This is a genomic window from Lysinibacillus capsici (assembly GCF_003367505.1).
Classification (GTDB): Bacteria; Bacillota; Bacilli; order Bacillales_A; family Planococcaceae; genus Lysinibacillus; species Lysinibacillus capsici.
Genome location: NZ_PXXX01000006.1, coordinates 122,041 through 137,864, shown reverse-complemented (window position 1 = coordinate 137,864; position 15,824 = coordinate 122,041). Strand labels below are relative to the sequence as shown.

General features: G+C 37.3%; 18 protein-coding genes. 3 read left to right on the top strand and 15 right to left on the bottom strand.

Annotation, left to right across the window (positions count from 1 at the left end; genetic code table 11):
• Positions 1–62: 62 nt before the first annotated feature.
• From C7B89_RS02840 to C7B89_RS02790, 11 genes are all read right to left on the bottom strand, one after another.
• Positions 63–707, bottom strand: coding sequence for a hypothetical protein (locus C7B89_RS02840; protein WP_115673132.1), 645 nt, complete (start codon positions 705–707; stop codon positions 63–65).
• Complete coding sequence (locus C7B89_RS02835) at positions 704–1,192, bottom strand: GNAT family N-acetyltransferase (RefSeq protein WP_048394093.1); 489 nt, start codon at positions 1,190–1,192, stop codon at positions 704–706. The genes C7B89_RS02840 and C7B89_RS02835 overlap by 4 nt, the downstream gene beginning before the upstream one ends.
• Before the next feature lie 82 nt (positions 1,193–1,274).
• Positions 1,275–2,846, bottom strand: coding sequence for a BCCT family transporter (locus tag C7B89_RS02830; RefSeq protein WP_115673131.1), 1,572 nt, complete (start codon positions 2,844–2,846; stop codon positions 1,275–1,277).
• 119 nt (positions 2,847–2,965) lie between these two features.
• A complete protein-coding gene (locus C7B89_RS02825; protein WP_048394090.1) occupies positions 2,966–3,736 on the bottom strand; it encodes an alpha/beta hydrolase in 771 nt (256 codons plus the stop codon).
• Positions 3,736–4,515, bottom strand: coding sequence for an ABC transporter ATP-binding protein (locus C7B89_RS02820; protein ID WP_048394302.1), 780 nt, complete (start codon positions 4,513–4,515; stop codon positions 3,736–3,738). The genes C7B89_RS02825 and C7B89_RS02820 overlap by 1 nt, the downstream gene beginning before the upstream one ends.
• A gap of 29 nt (positions 4,516–4,544) precedes the next feature.
• Positions 4,545–5,540: a FecCD family ABC transporter permease gene (locus C7B89_RS02815; protein WP_016993066.1), complete on the bottom strand. Its 996-nt coding sequence runs from the start codon at positions 5,538–5,540 to the stop codon at positions 4,545–4,547.
• A 28-nt stretch (positions 5,541–5,568) separates the two neighbouring features.
• Positions 5,569–6,576, bottom strand: a complete 1,008-nt coding sequence (locus C7B89_RS02810; RefSeq protein ID WP_048394088.1) for a FecCD family ABC transporter permease — start codon at positions 6,574–6,576, stop codon at positions 5,569–5,571.
• A gap of 154 nt (positions 6,577–6,730) precedes the next feature.
• Positions 6,731–7,714 carry an ABC transporter substrate-binding protein gene (locus C7B89_RS02805; protein WP_009370609.1) on the bottom strand — a complete coding sequence of 328 codons (984 nt, stop codon included), beginning with the start codon at positions 7,712–7,714 and terminating at the stop codon, positions 6,731–6,733.
• A 204-nt stretch (positions 7,715–7,918) separates the two neighbouring features.
• The gene (locus C7B89_RS02800) at positions 7,919–8,749 is read right to left on the bottom strand and encodes a helix-turn-helix domain-containing protein (protein ID WP_048394085.1); all 831 of its coding nucleotides are present in this window, start codon (positions 8,747–8,749) and stop codon (positions 7,919–7,921) included.
• A 10-nt stretch (positions 8,750–8,759) separates the two neighbouring features.
• A complete protein-coding gene (locus tag C7B89_RS02795; RefSeq protein ID WP_103118936.1) occupies positions 8,760–9,224 on the bottom strand; it encodes a DinB family protein in 465 nt (154 codons plus the stop codon).
• A gap of 21 nt (positions 9,225–9,245) precedes the next feature.
• A complete protein-coding gene (locus tag C7B89_RS02790; RefSeq protein ID WP_054549657.1) occupies positions 9,246–9,815 on the bottom strand; it encodes a nucleotidyltransferase family protein in 570 nt (189 codons plus the stop codon).
• Between the two features lie 112 nt (positions 9,816–9,927).
• Between C7B89_RS02790 and C7B89_RS02785 the strand changes: the two genes are divergently transcribed.
• Positions 9,928–10,722: a sulfite exporter TauE/SafE family protein gene (locus C7B89_RS02785; RefSeq protein WP_054549658.1), complete on the top strand. Its 795-nt coding sequence runs from the start codon at positions 9,928–9,930 to the stop codon at positions 10,720–10,722.
• Here the strand turns inward: C7B89_RS02785 and C7B89_RS02780 are convergent.
• The 3 genes from C7B89_RS02780 to C7B89_RS02770 are packed head-to-tail and all read right to left on the bottom strand — an operon-like array spanning position 10,719 to position 12,987.
• Positions 10,719–11,084: a YybH family protein gene (locus C7B89_RS02780; protein ID WP_066037968.1), complete on the bottom strand. Its 366-nt coding sequence runs from the start codon at positions 11,082–11,084 to the stop codon at positions 10,719–10,721. The genes C7B89_RS02785 and C7B89_RS02780 overlap by 4 nt on opposite strands.
• Before the next feature lie 54 nt (positions 11,085–11,138).
• On the bottom strand, positions 11,139–12,032 hold the full coding sequence (locus C7B89_RS02775) for a DMT family transporter (RefSeq protein WP_054549660.1): 894 nt from the start codon (positions 12,030–12,032) through the stop codon (positions 11,139–11,141).
• A 4-nt stretch (positions 12,033–12,036) separates the two neighbouring features.
• Positions 12,037–12,987, bottom strand: coding sequence for a proline dehydrogenase family protein (locus C7B89_RS02770; protein WP_054549661.1), 951 nt, complete (start codon positions 12,985–12,987; stop codon positions 12,037–12,039).
• A 113-nt stretch (positions 12,988–13,100) separates the two neighbouring features.
• Here C7B89_RS02770 and pdxR point away from each other — a divergent pair, with 113 nt between their 5' ends.
• A complete protein-coding gene (gene pdxR / locus C7B89_RS02765; RefSeq protein WP_115673130.1) occupies positions 13,101–14,492 on the top strand; it encodes a MocR-like pyridoxine biosynthesis transcription factor PdxR in 1,392 nt (463 codons plus the stop codon).
• Positions 14,493–14,496: 4 nt separating this feature from the next.
• Complete coding sequence (locus C7B89_RS02760; protein ID WP_244205556.1) at positions 14,497–14,988, top strand: SRPBCC family protein; 492 nt, start codon at positions 14,497–14,499, stop codon at positions 14,986–14,988.
• A 44-nt stretch (positions 14,989–15,032) separates the two neighbouring features.
• Here the strand turns inward: C7B89_RS02760 and C7B89_RS02755 are convergent, their stop codons facing one another.
• On the bottom strand, positions 15,033–15,797 hold the full coding sequence (locus C7B89_RS02755; protein WP_233732233.1) for a hypothetical protein: 765 nt from the start codon (positions 15,795–15,797) through the stop codon (positions 15,033–15,035).
• Positions 15,798–15,824: the final 27 nt, after the last annotated feature.

The window sequence follows — 15,824 nt, the reverse complement described above, 5'->3', positions numbered from 1 at the left end:
TTTCTTATGAAACGTTTGTTTTAACCAGATTGTTACAGATAATTCTGTAAATTATGAAACTATCATTTTATCGTACTCTTTACATTATCAACTAATGACTTTAATGGATGGAGAATTGTAATTGCCGTGTGATCTTCAAATCGTTGCGCTGCATCCACCATCGATAGCTGGGCAACCGATATGGATTTTTCTTCAGCTGACAAAGTATGCAAAGCCCTTAAAATAGCATCATCATAGGCTTCCTTTTTCCCCTGCATAATGAGATCAAATGTATGCTCAATAATTTTTCCCTCTACATCTACTGATACTCCTTGATGCTTAGCATATTGGTGAAGTCTTGCCATCGTTCCTTCGACAGTTGCAGGATTTGTAAAAAGAATAAATTGAGGCTGTTGCTTACATATACTTTCAAAATAGGGCTCATCTATCTTTATGATAGGGATCGAGGGATCGAGCAAAGTTTCATCCTCTAATAAAGCAATATAATTTGTACACGTTATTAAAATGGCATCCACATCACAACTAATTATCCATTCAATTTGCTCCTTAACTTTACGTGCTAAACCATCACTACCTTTAGACACGTGCTGTATCACGCCAGGGTCTACAAAATGGAGTATCTCTATGTCTTCAGCGCTTTGAAAAGCCTGCTCAATGTATTGTATATTGGAATAATGAGCATGCAAGCAGGCGACCTTTTTTCTCAATTAAACTCCTCCTCATTGGAAAGTCTCTTTTCCATGGTTGCTATTACTAGAGAGTTACCATTACGATTCTTCACCATTTCCTCTTTCGTTACAACATAACCTAAAGAACGATATAACTCAATATTACGTGGAACACTCATACGTACTTTGCACTGACTAATTGTAATCCCCTTCGATAGTGTATATTGTTCAAGCCAAGAAATTAGTGTTTTAGCTAAACCTTGTCCCTGTCTTTCTGGGATAACTGAAAGTCTAAAAAAATAAATTCCCTTTGTACTGAGGGTAAACCTTACCATGGCAACTGGCTGTTTTTCGATATAGCCAATAAACGCTTGTTCACTTTGCTGCATTGCCTGCTCAATAGAATCCACCGTTTCACTTAGTGCACTGGATGGTGGAGTAGCCTTTTCATATTCTTGAAACGCCTGTAGCATCACCTGATGTATAACTGGGGCATCCTTGCTCTGTGCTAAAACAATTTCCATCCTAAAGCACCTCTTATCGTTTTTTATTCATAATAGTGCATATTAAAACAAAAAGAAACCGTATTATTTCGAATACGGCCTACTACTTAGTATGTTTATCTTTCACTTTTGCTTCCTTTTCAATATGCTTTCTCGCTATTTTCAAACGTTGGATATCCTTTTTCTTAAGAGGAATAATCTCTTCCTTCATCATCTTAATATAAGAAATCATTAATAAAAGTAACACCACTGTAAAGGGTAATGCAGCAATTAACGAGGCCGTTTGTAATGCTTCAAGACCTCCTGTATACAATAAAACACCTGAAATAGCTGCCATCAAAACACCCCATACAAACTTTGATAAAATGGTGGGATTTAAAGATCCTTTTGTCGTCATACTTGCCATAATAAAGGTGGCGGAATCAGCAGAGGTAATTAAAAATATTATGATTAAAAGTATTCCAATTGTGGATGCAATCACTGAAAGTGGTAAGTGTTCAAAAAGCTGGAAAAGAGCAACCGTTACATCATTATGAACAGATTGAGCGATTTGTGCATCTTGATGTAAATCAAACCACATCGCAGTTCCTCCAAAGGTCGCGATCCAAAAGCAGGCAATGAGGGGCGGAATAATTAATACACCTATAATAAATTCTCGTATAGTCCTGCCTTTGGATACACGAGCTATAAAGGAGCCTACAAATGGTGACCAAGCAATCGCCCATGCCCAGTAAAAGATTGTCCAATCCTTCACCCAAGTTCCACCAACATATGGCTGCATCCTTAAACTATATTGAATAAAATTTGAAATATAATCACCAATAGCTAATGTAAAGGTTTCAAGTATAAAGATTGTTGGGCCTGTAATAAAAACAAATAAGAGTAAGACGATTGCTAAAGTCATATTGACATTACTCAGAATCTTCATCCCTTTTTGTAGACCTGTTGTGGCTGATAACATATAGCCAATAAACATGATAAGAATAATGGCCACTTGCAAGATAAATGTATCTGGCAAACCAAAAACAAATGTCAAACCTCCATTTGTTTGTAATACGCCTAGCCCTATAGACGTTGCTACTCCCATGACGGTAGCAATTACTGCGAGAATATCGATCGTTCCTTTAACGACTCGATTTGTTCCAGTGACAGGCTCTAAAGCAGTGGAGATGAGCATATTTCTTTTTTTATTGAATTGTACAAAGGCCATAACAAGGCCCAATATGGCATAAACAGACCACTGGCTTAATCCCCAATGAAAGAATGAATATCCCATCGCCAGTCGGGCTGCATCCGTTGATAGCGGTTTTGTGTCACTGAAGGGTGGTGAAAAATAATGACTCATTGGCTCAGCTACTCCCCAGAAGACCAAACCGACACCAAGTCCAGCTGAAAAGAGCATGGAAATCCAAGTTAGAAAACTAAACTCAGGGCGACCATCTTCCGATCCAAGGCGAATGGTACCATATTTGCTAATTGCCAAGCCAAATAAAAAAATAACGATAATAAAGACTGACATTAAATAAAACCAGCCAAAATAATCCGTTGTCATATGAAATACGCTGTTTGCTACGTTCTTAAATTTTTCTGGTATCGTTGCTCCGATAATGACCAAAAGAAAAATTGCTCCACTTGAAATAAGAAATACTGGGTTTCTTAAAATTTTATTTTGCATACAGCGCCTCCATTTATCCCAGACAGATGACCAAATTTCCTTTATTATGCGTATCATTCGTTAATTTTATTAATAAATAAAAAAGAAACCGCATTATCAAAAGACAATGCGGTCTACTATTAATGTGATTTATGCATAAAACGTATGGCTCTACTCATAACAGTTGGTACGATCGAAGCATGATTTTCGTTTAAAGCCTCATAAAATTCAACATTCATTATTTTTTCTAATACTGTCGCCATTTGGCGCGCATCATCCACCATAAAGGTTTCAAGTTCACCAGCGCTCAAAAACAAAGTTTCGTTCATGTCTTGATGCTCGTTCAGAAATACTGAAGCACACTGCACTAATTCATGCTCATTCCACCAAATGGATGGGCTAATAGCTAGATAGCGCTGGAAGCTGGATTGGTGGTGAAATAGTTGCCACAGTGCAAAGTAACCTCCTAGGGAATGACCAAATAAAGCTTGCTGTGCTTGATTTACTGGATATTGTGCCTCAATCGTCGGCTTTAGCTCTTCTTCTATAAAGAGACTAAAATCCACTGCTCCTCCAAGCTTCTCATGACCTTTTCCTTTAAATCTTGCTGGATAAATATAAGACTCCGCAGGTGCTGTAAAATCATAAAATCTTCTTTCACGCATATCGTCGCCATGACCAATTCCAATAACAATAGCTGGAAGGATACCTGTTTTTGGTGCATTACGACTTTGTAGACGCACCGCTTCCTTTACAAGGTTAAAATAGGATGAGCCATCAAGTACATACAAAACTGGAAAGCCATCTTGTGGCGCTTCCTCCTCTGGCACATAGATATTAATCGTGTACAAATAATTTGTCAATTTTGAAGTCATATGTTGTGTAATGTAGTCTACTTTAGTTGTATTCATTAGATATCCTCCTTCAAAATTTCATAGCCATAACATACAGGTGTATTGGTTACAGGATCTTCCATAATGCGTGCATCAATATTAAATACTTTACGCATTACCTCAGCACTTAAAATTTCCTGTGGCGTGCCAGTTTGCATAATAATACCCTTACGCATTGCAATAAGATGATCTGAATATCTGGCCGCGTGGTTAATATCATGTAGAACCATCACTACTGTACAGCTGTGGTGCTCATTTAAACTTTTAACAATGTCCAATACCTCTAGCTGATGCGCCATATCTAAATAAGTAGTAGGTTCATCCAATAGCAAGATATTTGTTTCTTGTGCTAAGGCCATAGCTAGCCAAACACGCTGACGCTGACCTCCTGAAAGCTGGGCAAGCTCCCTATTTCGATATTCCATCGTATTAGTAACTGTTAAAGCCCATTCAATCATTTCCTCATCCTTATTCGTTAAACGATTGACATTGTTGCGATGTGGATAGCGACCATACGCAATTAACTCCTCCACTTTCAATTGACCAGGAGCTATCGGTGTTTGAGATAATATTGCTAGTTTCTTGGCAATATCTTTGGTCGATAAATTTTGCATATTTTGCTCCTGCAAATATACCGTACCTTGTTGTTTTTTTAAAATACGTCCTATCGTTTTAAGGAGTGTAGATTTACCACAACCATTTGGACCGATGATTGTAGTCACTTTGCCCTCTTCTATCGTTAAATTTAACCCTTCAAAGACACGTACCTGCTCATAACCTGAAGCCAAATTTTCCATTCTAAATGCAGTTTGCACGCCATTTCCTCCTATGCCTTAGATTTCACCAGTAAATACAAGAAATATGGAATCCCAATAATTGAAACAACAATACCTACAGCCAGTTCCGATGGTGCAAAAACGGTTTTACCAATAAAATCAGCGAGGATTAACAGACCTGCACCAATTAAAGCACTCACTGGCATAACGTAACGGTGCTGAATACCAACAAGCTGCTTGGCAATGTGGGGGGCCATTAAACCTATGAAGCCAATACTCCCTGATACAGACACACAAGCACTGACAAGACCTACACTGGCTAGTAACAGCTTCATTTTCTCCTTTTCAACAGCTATTCCTAAACTTGTGATGCTATCCTCTTCAAGCTGAAAATAATCGAGTAAATATGATTTTCTATGCACATATATTCCTAAAATCAAAAGCCAAGGTAGCATCGTAAGCGCAAAGATCCAATTCGCATTATAAATTGAACCTGCCATCCAAATAGCCGCTGATTCAAAATCTTGTGCACTCATTTTTAAGGATAGGAACAAGGACAAAGCTCCAAATCCACTATTGATAGCTATACCAGTTAAGATTAATCGCTGCATATCCAGATGACCATTTTTTAAAGCAAATGAAAAAATCAGGATAGCTGCAATTGTTCCACCGATAAAACCGAATAGTGGCATCATTAAAATTGACATCCAGCTGTTCATATCTGCACTCACTAGCTTTACTTGAAAGAAGTACATGAATAGTACGACTGCTGCACCAGCTCCAGCATTAATCCCTAATATTCCTGGATCTGCTAGTCCATTGCGTGTAATCCCCTGTAATACAACTCCTGCCATACCTAAGCCAATACCGACAAGTCCAGCAATGACAATCCGAGGTAAACGGAATTCAAATATAACAAGATCAAACTTTGAATTTGACTCGATCCGCAGCAATGTTTTGATAACATCCATTACAGACATATCAAAAACACCATTTGTAATATGTAAATAGCTCGCAACTAAAATCATTAAAACAAGCATCAGCATGGTTAAAAAGAATACACTTGAGGTTTTTTTACGCACGTTTTTCACCTCCGTGCTTACGAACTAAATATAAGAAGAATGGTACACCGACCAATGCGGTTAAGACACCAATTGGCGTTTCAAATGGATAATTGACAACGCGGCTCAGGACATCACAAAGCACTAAGAAAAAGGCTCCAATGACAGCTGCACAAGGAATAATATAGCGATAATCAACACCAACAAGGAAGCGTGTAATATGTGGTATGACTAACCCTACAAAGGCGATTTTCCCTACAAGTGCAACCGCTGTCCCTGTCAAACATACGACAGCTAGCATGCTAATAATACGAACTACTTTTGTTTTCTGTCCTAGCCCCATGGCAATATCTTCACCTAATGAAGTAATGGTAATCGCTTTTGCCGATAATAAAGCCAAGATCAACCCAGTTAAACCAAATGGAATAGAAAGAATCAGCATATCCATATTTACCATATGTACCTTTGTGTTATACCAAGCACTTACTGTTTGTGATACTTGGAAATACATCGCAATAGCAGTAGCAATACTACTTAAAAATGTGCCAATGACCGTTCCAATTATGGCTAGCCTTACTGGAGATAAGCCATTGCGGATTAACGAGCCAAAACCAAAGACAATACCAGCTCCCAATGCAGAACCAAGCATCGATAATAAAATCATTTGATAGTTTGGTAGCCCTGGAAAAAAAACAATGGCTAATGTAATGACAAATGCAGAGCCATCATTGACACCCATTAATGAAGGCGAGGCTAAATAGTTTCGTGTAATCCCCTGCATGACTGCACCGGCAACTGCTAAAAATGCTCCAACTAGTAATACCGCGGCAACTCTTGGAATACGGCCTGTTCTTATAATTTGATGATCGACATCCGATGGATCAAATGCTGTCATCGACTGCCATACTGTAATGGCACTAATATCTTTTGTCCCATACATAACAGAAATAAGTGCCACAAGGGCAATAAGGAAAGGAGATATCGCTAATATTGAAAACGACACTATGTTTGTTTTTTTCAACTTTCACACCTTTTTCTTTATCCATTTTGCGGTACACAATATCAATCACTTAAGTGTATACCCTTAACAACGCCTGCAATGAAAAATGCCACATCTTACAAAAGGCTGGTAATAGCCCGGTGATATCACCAAATCTACTACCAGCCTGTTTATACTATTTAAATAATTTTTCAGCCGCAGCATCTAAGAATTTCACCTTAGACCAAGCAGTACCACCTTGTGCTAATGGCTCAATTGTGTTGACGAAAACTTGATTATTTTGTGTTGCCTTTAAGCTAGTGAAAATTGGATTCTTTTGTAGCTCCTCTAAAGCTTTTGGCGTATCCTTATTCTCGGAATCCTCGAATTGCAGGAAAATCACATCTGGATTTACTTGTGCTAATGTTTCAAGTGATAGTTCCGCTTGCGCCTTAGCTGTTGTAACAACTTCTGGTACAGGTGCTCCTAAATCTTCATATAGAACAGGGTTTAAATAAACGCCTGCTGGATAGATGTACATCACTCCACCACGAACACGGATGATTAATACTTGCTTATCTGCTAATTGCTCCTTGGATTTTACTTGGGCATCAGCAACTTTGGCTTCATAGTCAGAGATGATTTTCTTTGCATCCTCTTCCTTCCCAGCTAATTGTGCAAGCAATGTTAAATTTTCTTTCCAATTTGTTGAAATATGTGAGTATGGAATCATTGTTTGAATTTTGTTGAGCTTTTCAGCCGTTTCTTCAGGGAATTTCGAAGTACCCACAATTACATCAGGATCCAGATTAAGAATGGCTTCTGCATTTGGCTCCATTTTATTTCCTACAAGTGTAGCTCCTTCAAAATCTGTTGCTAGATAGGCAGGAACTTTTCCACCTACTTCTAGAACACCTACTGGCTTAATACCAAGCATTGCCGCATCTTCCATTGATTCAAGACTGGCAGCGACAATGTTCTTTACTTCGGCTGGTAGCTCATATTGCTCGCCTAAGTACGTGATGGTCTGCGTTGATTTAGCTTGCTCTGTCTGTGATTCTGTTGCACTTGTCTCTGCTGTATTAGCTGTTGATGTTGCTTCCTCAGCTTTGTCTGTTCCACATGCAGCCAGTGATAATGCTAATAGTGCTGGTGCACACATTTTAAAATATTTATTCATAGATATTCTCCCCTAACGAGCTCATATTGATAATGATAATCGTTTTCATATATAAGTCAATATATAATTGATACTCATTATCATTTACGGATACTATCCTAACAAAGTGAAAAAAGATTGTGAATGGACGATTTCGAAAATGACATGGATTTTTGCCGATTTAAGCAATAAAAAAACTGCTTCTTTTTTATAAGAAACAGTCAATTATACATATCTGGCTTCCTCTATTTTTAACTTGCGATAGGCTGAGGGAGATAAACCCGTACACTTTTTAAATACTCTGCTAAAATAAAAACAATCTACATATCCAACACATTCCGCAATTTCAGCTACAGGTATTCCACCATATTCTAGTAAGTCTTTCGCACGTCGTATACGGTATTCTGTTATATATGTACTTGGATTCATACCTGTATGCTGCTCAAATAAATAAGCAAAACGACGACGCTCAATGCCCAATTCCATCGAGATATTTGATACTGAGATTTGCTGTGCATAATTTTCATGTATATACTGTAATGCCTGTTCCATTAATTCGCTGGCACTATCTAAAACCTGCATTTTTGCCGCTACAAGGATATCTTCCAACAAATTCATAAATAATGTCTTAGACTTGAATACAGCCATATTACCAGGAAAGGAATAGCTTTCTACTAATTGCTGAACATGGCTAATAATTTGTGTGTTAAAGCCTGTATTGATTAGAAAATGTTGCTCGGCTAGTGGATATAGATTTATTTCTTCTGTAGGTAGGCTGTAATGAACAACTGCATACTCCCAACCTTTATGGCCAGTCGCTCTCACTTCTATCGGCATCTGGGGGCCAGCATGGGCAATCATTCCTGGCTCCATCATATAGGGGGTTCCATTAAAGCTAAAGATCGCACTCCCTGCAAGTGGCACTACTAAACCACACTTTTCTGGAGCTGTTGTTCTACCAGCATCTACTTCACCTGGCTCCATTTTTTTAGTAAAAACATCTGTAAATTTTACAGAAGCATGTGCAAAGTAATCAATTAAATACTTGATATCCATATGCTAACTCCTATACATGTATAACATTCTGAATCTGTGAAAAATGATGTAAATCATGATTGATTAATCCTACAAAATAGTCGATTATAGTCATTTCTGACTGCCCAATTTTAAATGACTGTTGCCATTGCTCATCTGTCCATTGCTGAATATCCTGCAATAATTGACGCCTTGTGGAAATAAAATCATTCAATGTTTCCTCCATTGTTTGTTCACGGCTTTTCTTAGCTGCCATCGTATTCAAATGTGCTACATCTGGCCCTTTCGGCAGACGCTCATCTGTAAAGAGAAAAGGAATTCGGTAATTTTGCACAAACTTGTCCCATGGAGGAAGATGCCCAATTACCTCTGCAACCGACCATTTCCCAGGTTCAATGGGCATACGCCATTGTGCCTCAGATAACCCTCGTAAATTATCTATCCAATCTAAAGATTTTATATAGTGTTTAATGACATAGGTTTTATCTTGTTGCAATTGTTCCCCCTCTTTCTTTTTTTATTGAAGATGAATTTTCAATTCTGGCCAACATAAATGCCATTGTTTTTGCTGAATTCTTTGACGATAAATCGCATAGGCATACTTATTTTCTAGGTAAAACGATGTTGGCTCTACTATGCCTGCTCCTAAAAGATGAATACCGTACGGTGCTGCAATCTCTAGTACCCCATCTGATAATTTTACTCCAATTGCCGTTGGGATTTCTGGGAAATGAGAGATTCCATCAACAGCAGACTGATATGGTTTACTACCATTTAGGACATGCATTCGTGCTTGATTTTTCACGGACCAAGGCTCGTTTGGAGATAACTTTCTCAGTTCTCGCTCATACTGCTTCTCTACTTCTTCTGCTAAATTTTCTTTATCAAAATATATCACATCAATATCAGCAATTGGTGTTCTTTCTTTTTTATTATGAAGGTAATCCCATACCTTTGAGCGAATAATTCCTGCGCATATCCACCAATCTGGTAGTTGCAAGTTTTCTACTGTGGATAAAATGCTCATCACCCAGTCATCAGATGCAATTAAGTTCTTCAGCTCTTCCTCCGATTGAAGCAACCTCATTCTGTCAGCCTCCATTAATATAAATTAAATTTATAAATCACTAAAAATTATATATTAGATTTATACATTAACACCATTTACCCTAAAGCTAATAAAAGAAAGGGAGAAGCTTATGAATAAAATGATCATGCTGTTATTATTTGTACTACTTAGCTTAGTTGGACTTTTCTATACAAACATTTCTTTAACACTCGTATGTATCGGGATGGTAGCTGCTTTTATCGGTACACTTGCAGGGGGTGGTGGACTAATTACACTTCCTGCCATGATGCTTGTCGGTATCCCTATTCAAACAAGTATTGCCACAAACAAATTTTCGACAGGCATTTCATCTTTATCCAGTATTTTTTTTCTACTCTATCAGAAGGAGCTACATCTCACATCTATCATCAAATATATAGCTCTTGCTATTGTTGGGGGGATTTGCGGCTCACTTTTAGCGGTTTCGCTGTCTGAGCAAACTATGAACTATATGGCCTGTGTACTACTTCTTTTGGCTTTAGTCGTAACTTTGAAAAATAAGGCGTTGACGGAAGTTCCTGATTCGCTAGAACATCAAGCACCTCATTTTTGGCAACCATTTTTCATCGCTATGTATGATGGTGGTTTCGGCCCTGGCTCTTCGACATTTAGCATCTTACACTATCTACGTACTCATCATACTTACATAAAGGCTGTACAGCTCACTCGAGTACTCCTCTTCGGGAGCTGTACAGGAGCATTTATTGTGTTTTATCACACTGGCTTTATTCAATGGCACTATGCAATTGCTATGGCAGTTGGCTCCATTATAGGCTCCCAATTAGGTCTTATAGTGCTCCCATACATTCCATTAAAAATAGCCAAAACACTACTAACATTGATTATTATATTGTTGCTTGTTCAAGTTACATTGAAAATAATTTAATGACCACTACTCAAATGCTCATGAATTACCTTCCATTGATCGTTAACTAATGTAAAAATATTAGTTGCTCTACCGCTACCTGATACAAATTTTTCGTTATGATAGCCTTCATAGTGATATGTATAAAGACAGGTAGCCGTCGTTTCATCAACGGTTAACCATTTTACATCAGTAGCTGAATAAACCTCTTCTTTAATGACATTCCATGCATGCTTGAAATAAGCCTCAATCTCCTCTGTTGTTGTGCATGTTTTATCAGAAAACCAATAAATTGCTTGTGGATGCAAAATAGCCTTTACTTGATTAAAATCATGGGTATTTGTTGCTTGGATATAATGTTCCAATGCTTGTTGATGTGTCATCTTCACCCCTCCTTTTTTTACAATATTATCCGATAATTAACTTTTTATAAATCACTAGTTCTGTATCCCTTTCTGCTTTGACAGTAAATAGATGGCAGCTATAATTAAGAAAAAACCACAGACCTGAAGATTAGTTATTTTTTCATCCAATAGAATAGAAGATAAAATCATACTACTAATTGGCAATAAGCTAGTAAGTACACCTGCCCAAGATGCTGAAATTACTGCAAGACCCTGTTGCATCAAAAGAAACGCTATGACGGTTACAACAATGCCGAAATACAATACTAATCCCCACTCTGCAGCTGATATTTCTTTAAATTCAAAATATCTGCTTTCAGCTACAGCAAATGGGAAAAATAATATGACGCCAAATAAGCTAACCATAGTTGAGACTGTAAGAGCACTCATACGATAAGAAATTAACTTACCAATGATGATAAATAAAGATTCACAGAATACTGCACCTAAAATGAATAGATTGCCTAATAATGAAGTTGAAAAATGGTTAGTAGTAGAATGGTTAGCAATGTTCATAAGGATGGCTCCCACTACGGCAAGAAGTATGCTAATACCCATATTCCTCGTTAATTTCTCCTTCAAAATAAAATAGGATAGGAATGCCGTGCAGACTGGCAGAGTACCAGTAATAATACCAGCTTCCATAGCAGTCGTTTTTGAAAGACCATGGAGCATTAATAGATTAAATAAAAACACCCCTAATAACGCTTGTAAAAAAATCGCTACTAACTCTTTTCTGTTTAATGTTGAAAATCCCTCTATCTTTATCCACAAAGGAATCAAAATAATTGCAGCCACAAGAAATCTTAGTTCATTAGCTAAGAAAATTGGAAAACTTTGAACAACCAATTTGCCCGCAACAACTGAACTACCAACGATACTCATCGCCACAATAACTTTCCCACTACTCCCGATCCACCTATTCATTTTTCTATACTACTCGTTCCATGGATTCATTAATAATATCGGTTACTGCTAAATATAGGTTTTCAGGGTGTTCAGCAATTCGGTGGCAAAGATATAAGTACCACTCATTTCCATACGTTAAATATACTCTACAACGATAATCTTTCCTTCTTAATTCATTGAGTAATGTAGGGCGTACACCATAAAGCATCTCAACTTCAACATTTGGGTTCTCAAGATATTGACGTCGCTCTATCTCTTGAATAAGCATTTCATCATGTGTAGCGATTGATAACGGATGATTCGCATTTACTAACTGATCAACATAATCAAGATAATGCTTATTCAGTTCTTCTGATCTGATCATGGCTATATCGACAGACTCTTGAAAAGCCCCTTTAACAAGTCTTATTTTCCCTGGATATTGCATAAGTTCTTGTAAATCTAACTTTGTACGATAAAGATGCACTTGCAATGTAATTCCAACATTTGTATACTTCGTTGCTATTTTTTTGTAAAGAGTAATAATATCACTAGTCTTTGAGGACTCTTCCATACTTATCATCAAAGTTATTCCATACCGCTGAGCTTTTTGTGTAAGCTCTTCAAGATGCTTATAAGCAATCTCAGCATTAATAGAAAGACCTATATGAGATAAATCGAAAGATACTGTTTGCTTTAAAGATAAAATCCCCATTTCCTCAATTACTTGTAAAAGCTCATCCTTTGCTCTTTGACAATCCCTTAAATTGGTTGTATTTTCCCCAATATATTCAATGGAGATATTATAATTGTCATTAAGATAATTACGTGCAGCAGCGATGGCATCCTCTCTTTTTTCTCCTGTTACATACCTTTTTGCTGCTTTCCATAATAATGGGTAGAGCTCTGTTGATTGCTGCACCGCATATTTCAAGCGCTCGTCTCGTGCCGCGGCTTTTAAGGCCTGAATCACTAATTCTTCTGTTTTCTTCATATTTATTCCCCCTCTTCGGTATTGGTAAGTACTTTATCATGATAAAATTGGTAACTGTAGAACCACTTTAAAGTGATTTTAAAGGTACCACTTTCAAATCGGAGGTATGTAAAATGTTATGGATACCTATAGATCGAGCATTAGATATTCCTTTAAATCGTCAAATCTATCAGCAAATACGGGAAAAAATTTTAAGTGGACAACTTCAGGCAGGTGAAAAATTAGTATCAACACGAGAGCTTTCAGTAGAATTAAAAGTATCAAGAAATGTCATATTAGAAGCTTATGATCAGTTACTTGCCGAAGGATTTTTAATTGCACGAAGAGGAGCTGGTACATTTGTTGCAGAAGGCACATTGTTACCACAACAGACCAAACCTCTTATTACAAATAAAGCAGGAGATCCAATAGTAGGGAAAGAGGTTGTAAACTTACGCTCGGGTATTCCAGCACTCGACTTGTTTCCTCGTAAAACTTGGGCGAGGATAAGTCACCAGCTATGGCACGATAGTGAGTCCTCCATATTAGGATACGGGGTTCCAGAGGGGCGCATAGAATTAAGGCATACTCTTGCCCACTACTTATTAAGGACAAGGGGCGTTGAATGTCATCCAGAGCAAATTATTATTACATCTGGTGCGACACAGGCAATGATGCTTGTGTCGAGATTATTGCTGTCATCTAATGATATTGCTATTATGGAAGATCCTATAACGAATGATATTCAAACTATCTTTAAAGCTTCTGGTGCTACCATTTATCCGGTACCAGTAGATGAATTCGGGATGAAAACAAGCCTATTACCAGATAATATAGATCCTAAACTTGTCTTTCTAACTCCTTCTCATCAATTTCCTTTAGGAAGTACCTTACCTATTCAGCGTAGAATTCAATTAATTGAGTATGCTAGAAAGAATCATTGCTTTTTAATAGAAGATGATTATGATAGTGAGTTTCGCTACGAAGGGCCACCTGTTAGCTCTTTACAGGGCCTAGATCCAGAGCTAGTTCTCTACATCGGTTCTTTTAGTAAAATTCTCTCTCCCGCATTAAGAATAGGATACATTATCCTTCCAACACAGCTTACTGAAAAATGCCGTCAATTAAAATGGTTTACGGACTTACATACACCTTCCTTAGACCAGCTTATCCTTTCTCGCTTTATACAGGAGGGCTATATGGAAAGACATATCACAAAAATGAAGAAGTTCTATAAAAGCCAACGTGATTTTCTGATTCAATGTTTACAATCCACTTTTTCACATAACATAAAAATATTTGGCTATTCTACAGGTATGCACTTAGTTGCAGAATTTGAGAAGATTAATTTTACACGAAACTTATTAGTGAAAATAGAACAATTTGGTGTAAAGGTTTACCCAGTAGAGGATCATACAATTCAAAAGGGAAAATATAATAACAGATTGATTATTGGCTATGGTCATTTACAAAAGCATGAAATTGAACTAGGCATCACTAGACTTTTTCAAGCAATTTATCATTAGGAGGATGTCTGTGCTAGCTACTATTGTAAAACAATCAAATTACCATATTGCTACATTCAAACGGCCATTACTATATTCAATAGATGCCGTTTGGGCCGCTATGACTAACAATGAAAACCTACAAAAATGGATGAGTAATTTAGAAATCATTGAGCTACGTAAGAACGGGAAAATACATTTTAATATGAATGATGGAACAGGTAATTTTGAGGAAATAACCATCACAGATTATGTTGAGAAAGAAGTATTAGAATTTGGTTGGGGAACAGATACGGTGAGATTTGAATTATTTTCTACTGAAAAGGGTTCTTTATTGGTATTAGTGGAGACACTTCAAAATCTGACAGAGCATACACCGAAGGATTTAGCAGGATGGCATATTTGTCTTGATATGTTAAAAGATCTACTAAATGGCGTTGACCATCAATATTTCCCAATGGATGAATGGCAGCAAAGATTCAGCGAATACCAAAAAATGCTGAATAGTATAAAGTAAAATAATACAAAAAATCCTAGAGCATCATTACTCTAGGATTTCTATTATTGATAAAAGGCTGTAGCAATTGCTAGTGCTTTTAAAGGATCTTTGATTGAATCCAGTGTGTAAACAAGCTTTTCATCCTGCCACACTATTAAATTACCTGATTGATAGACATCTAGCTGAGCCATGCCATATTGCCTTGGAATAGGTAGCATGTGGTTCTCTAAATACGCTACTGCCTGCTTAGCAAGTTTGACACCTGCATCAGGATTATCAGTTCGTGTATGAGTGGCAATTGCCCATCGCCCTTCGTTCCAACCAGTCCATAATGAACCAGCGCCTGCATCTTGATAACCTTTTATATTGTAACCAAGATCAACCTCTTGCCCGCCATTTTGATTAAAATTATCAAATGCTATCTGTGTGCTTGCACCTTCCACACTTTTATATTTCTTGACCAGCAATCTTCCAATAACAGTCGCTGATTTCTTTAATCGAATATCGTTAATTGGCATATTCTCTTTGCTCTCATAAAAAATAACTTCAACCTGGTCGCCCTGTGTTCTTGCTGTAGCTGATAAAAATGCACCCTCAGCAATAGGTAACGTTGTTGGCATTTTTATTGGAACATTGAAATGTATCTGCTCCTTTATTTGTTGAAGAGCTTCAGTTGCTTGAACCGCATCAATTTGATCATTATTAGACAGTGCTACAGATGTACTTGTTTCAATCTCATGTTCTTGTGCATTCTTATTTCGTTCAGCACAAGCACTTAAGCTACAAATGCTTAACAATAAAAAGAGAAATACTACCTTTTTCAACATGTTAACCCCCATTTAAGAAATGCCTTC

Coding starts and splice junctions, on each gene's coding strand:
- C7B89_RS02800 (WP_048394085.1), bottom strand. CDS start 8,749: ATGGATATCAAGTATTTAATTGATTACTTTGCACATGCTTCTGTAAAA.
- C7B89_RS02820 (WP_048394302.1), bottom strand. CDS start 4,515: ATGGAAAATTTGGCTTCAGGTTATGAGCAGGTACGTGTCTTTGAAGGG.
- C7B89_RS02770 (WP_054549661.1), bottom strand. CDS start 12,987: ATGAAGAAAACAGAAGAATTAGTGATTCAGGCCTTAAAAGCCGCGGCA.
- C7B89_RS02805 (WP_009370609.1), bottom strand. CDS start 7,714: ATGAATAAATATTTTAAAATGTGTGCACCAGCACTATTAGCATTATCA.
- C7B89_RS02780 (WP_066037968.1), bottom strand. CDS start 11,084: ATGACACATCAACAAGCATTGGAACATTATATCCAAGCAACAAATACC.
- C7B89_RS02785 (WP_054549658.1), top strand. CDS start 9,928: ATGAATAAAATGATCATGCTGTTATTATTTGTACTACTTAGCTTAGTT.
- C7B89_RS02815 (WP_016993066.1), bottom strand. CDS start 5,540: ATGCTGATGCTTGTTTTAATGATTTTAGTTGCGAGCTATTTACATATT.
- C7B89_RS02790 (WP_054549657.1), bottom strand. CDS start 9,815: ATGAGGTTGCTTCAATCGGAGGAAGAGCTGAAGAACTTAATTGCATCT.
- C7B89_RS02825 (WP_048394090.1), bottom strand. CDS start 3,736: ATGAATACAACTAAAGTAGACTACATTACACAACATATGACTTCAAAA.
- C7B89_RS02755 (WP_233732233.1), bottom strand. CDS start 15,797: ATGTTGAAAAAGGTAGTATTTCTCTTTTTATTGTTAAGCATTTGTAGC.
- C7B89_RS02775 (WP_054549660.1), bottom strand. CDS start 12,032: ATGAATAGGTGGATCGGGAGTAGTGGGAAAGTTATTGTGGCGATGAGT.
- C7B89_RS02830 (WP_115673131.1), bottom strand. CDS start 2,846: ATGCAAAATAAAATTTTAAGAAACCCAGTATTTCTTATTTCAAGTGGA.
- pdxR (WP_115673130.1), top strand. CDS start 13,101: ATGTTATGGATACCTATAGATCGAGCATTAGATATTCCTTTAAATCGT.
- C7B89_RS02760 (WP_244205556.1), top strand. CDS start 14,497: ATGTCTGTGCTAGCTACTATTGTAAAACAATCAAATTACCATATTGCT.
- C7B89_RS02835 (WP_048394093.1), bottom strand. CDS start 1,192: ATGGAAATTGTTTTAGCACAGAGCAAGGATGCCCCAGTTATACATCAG.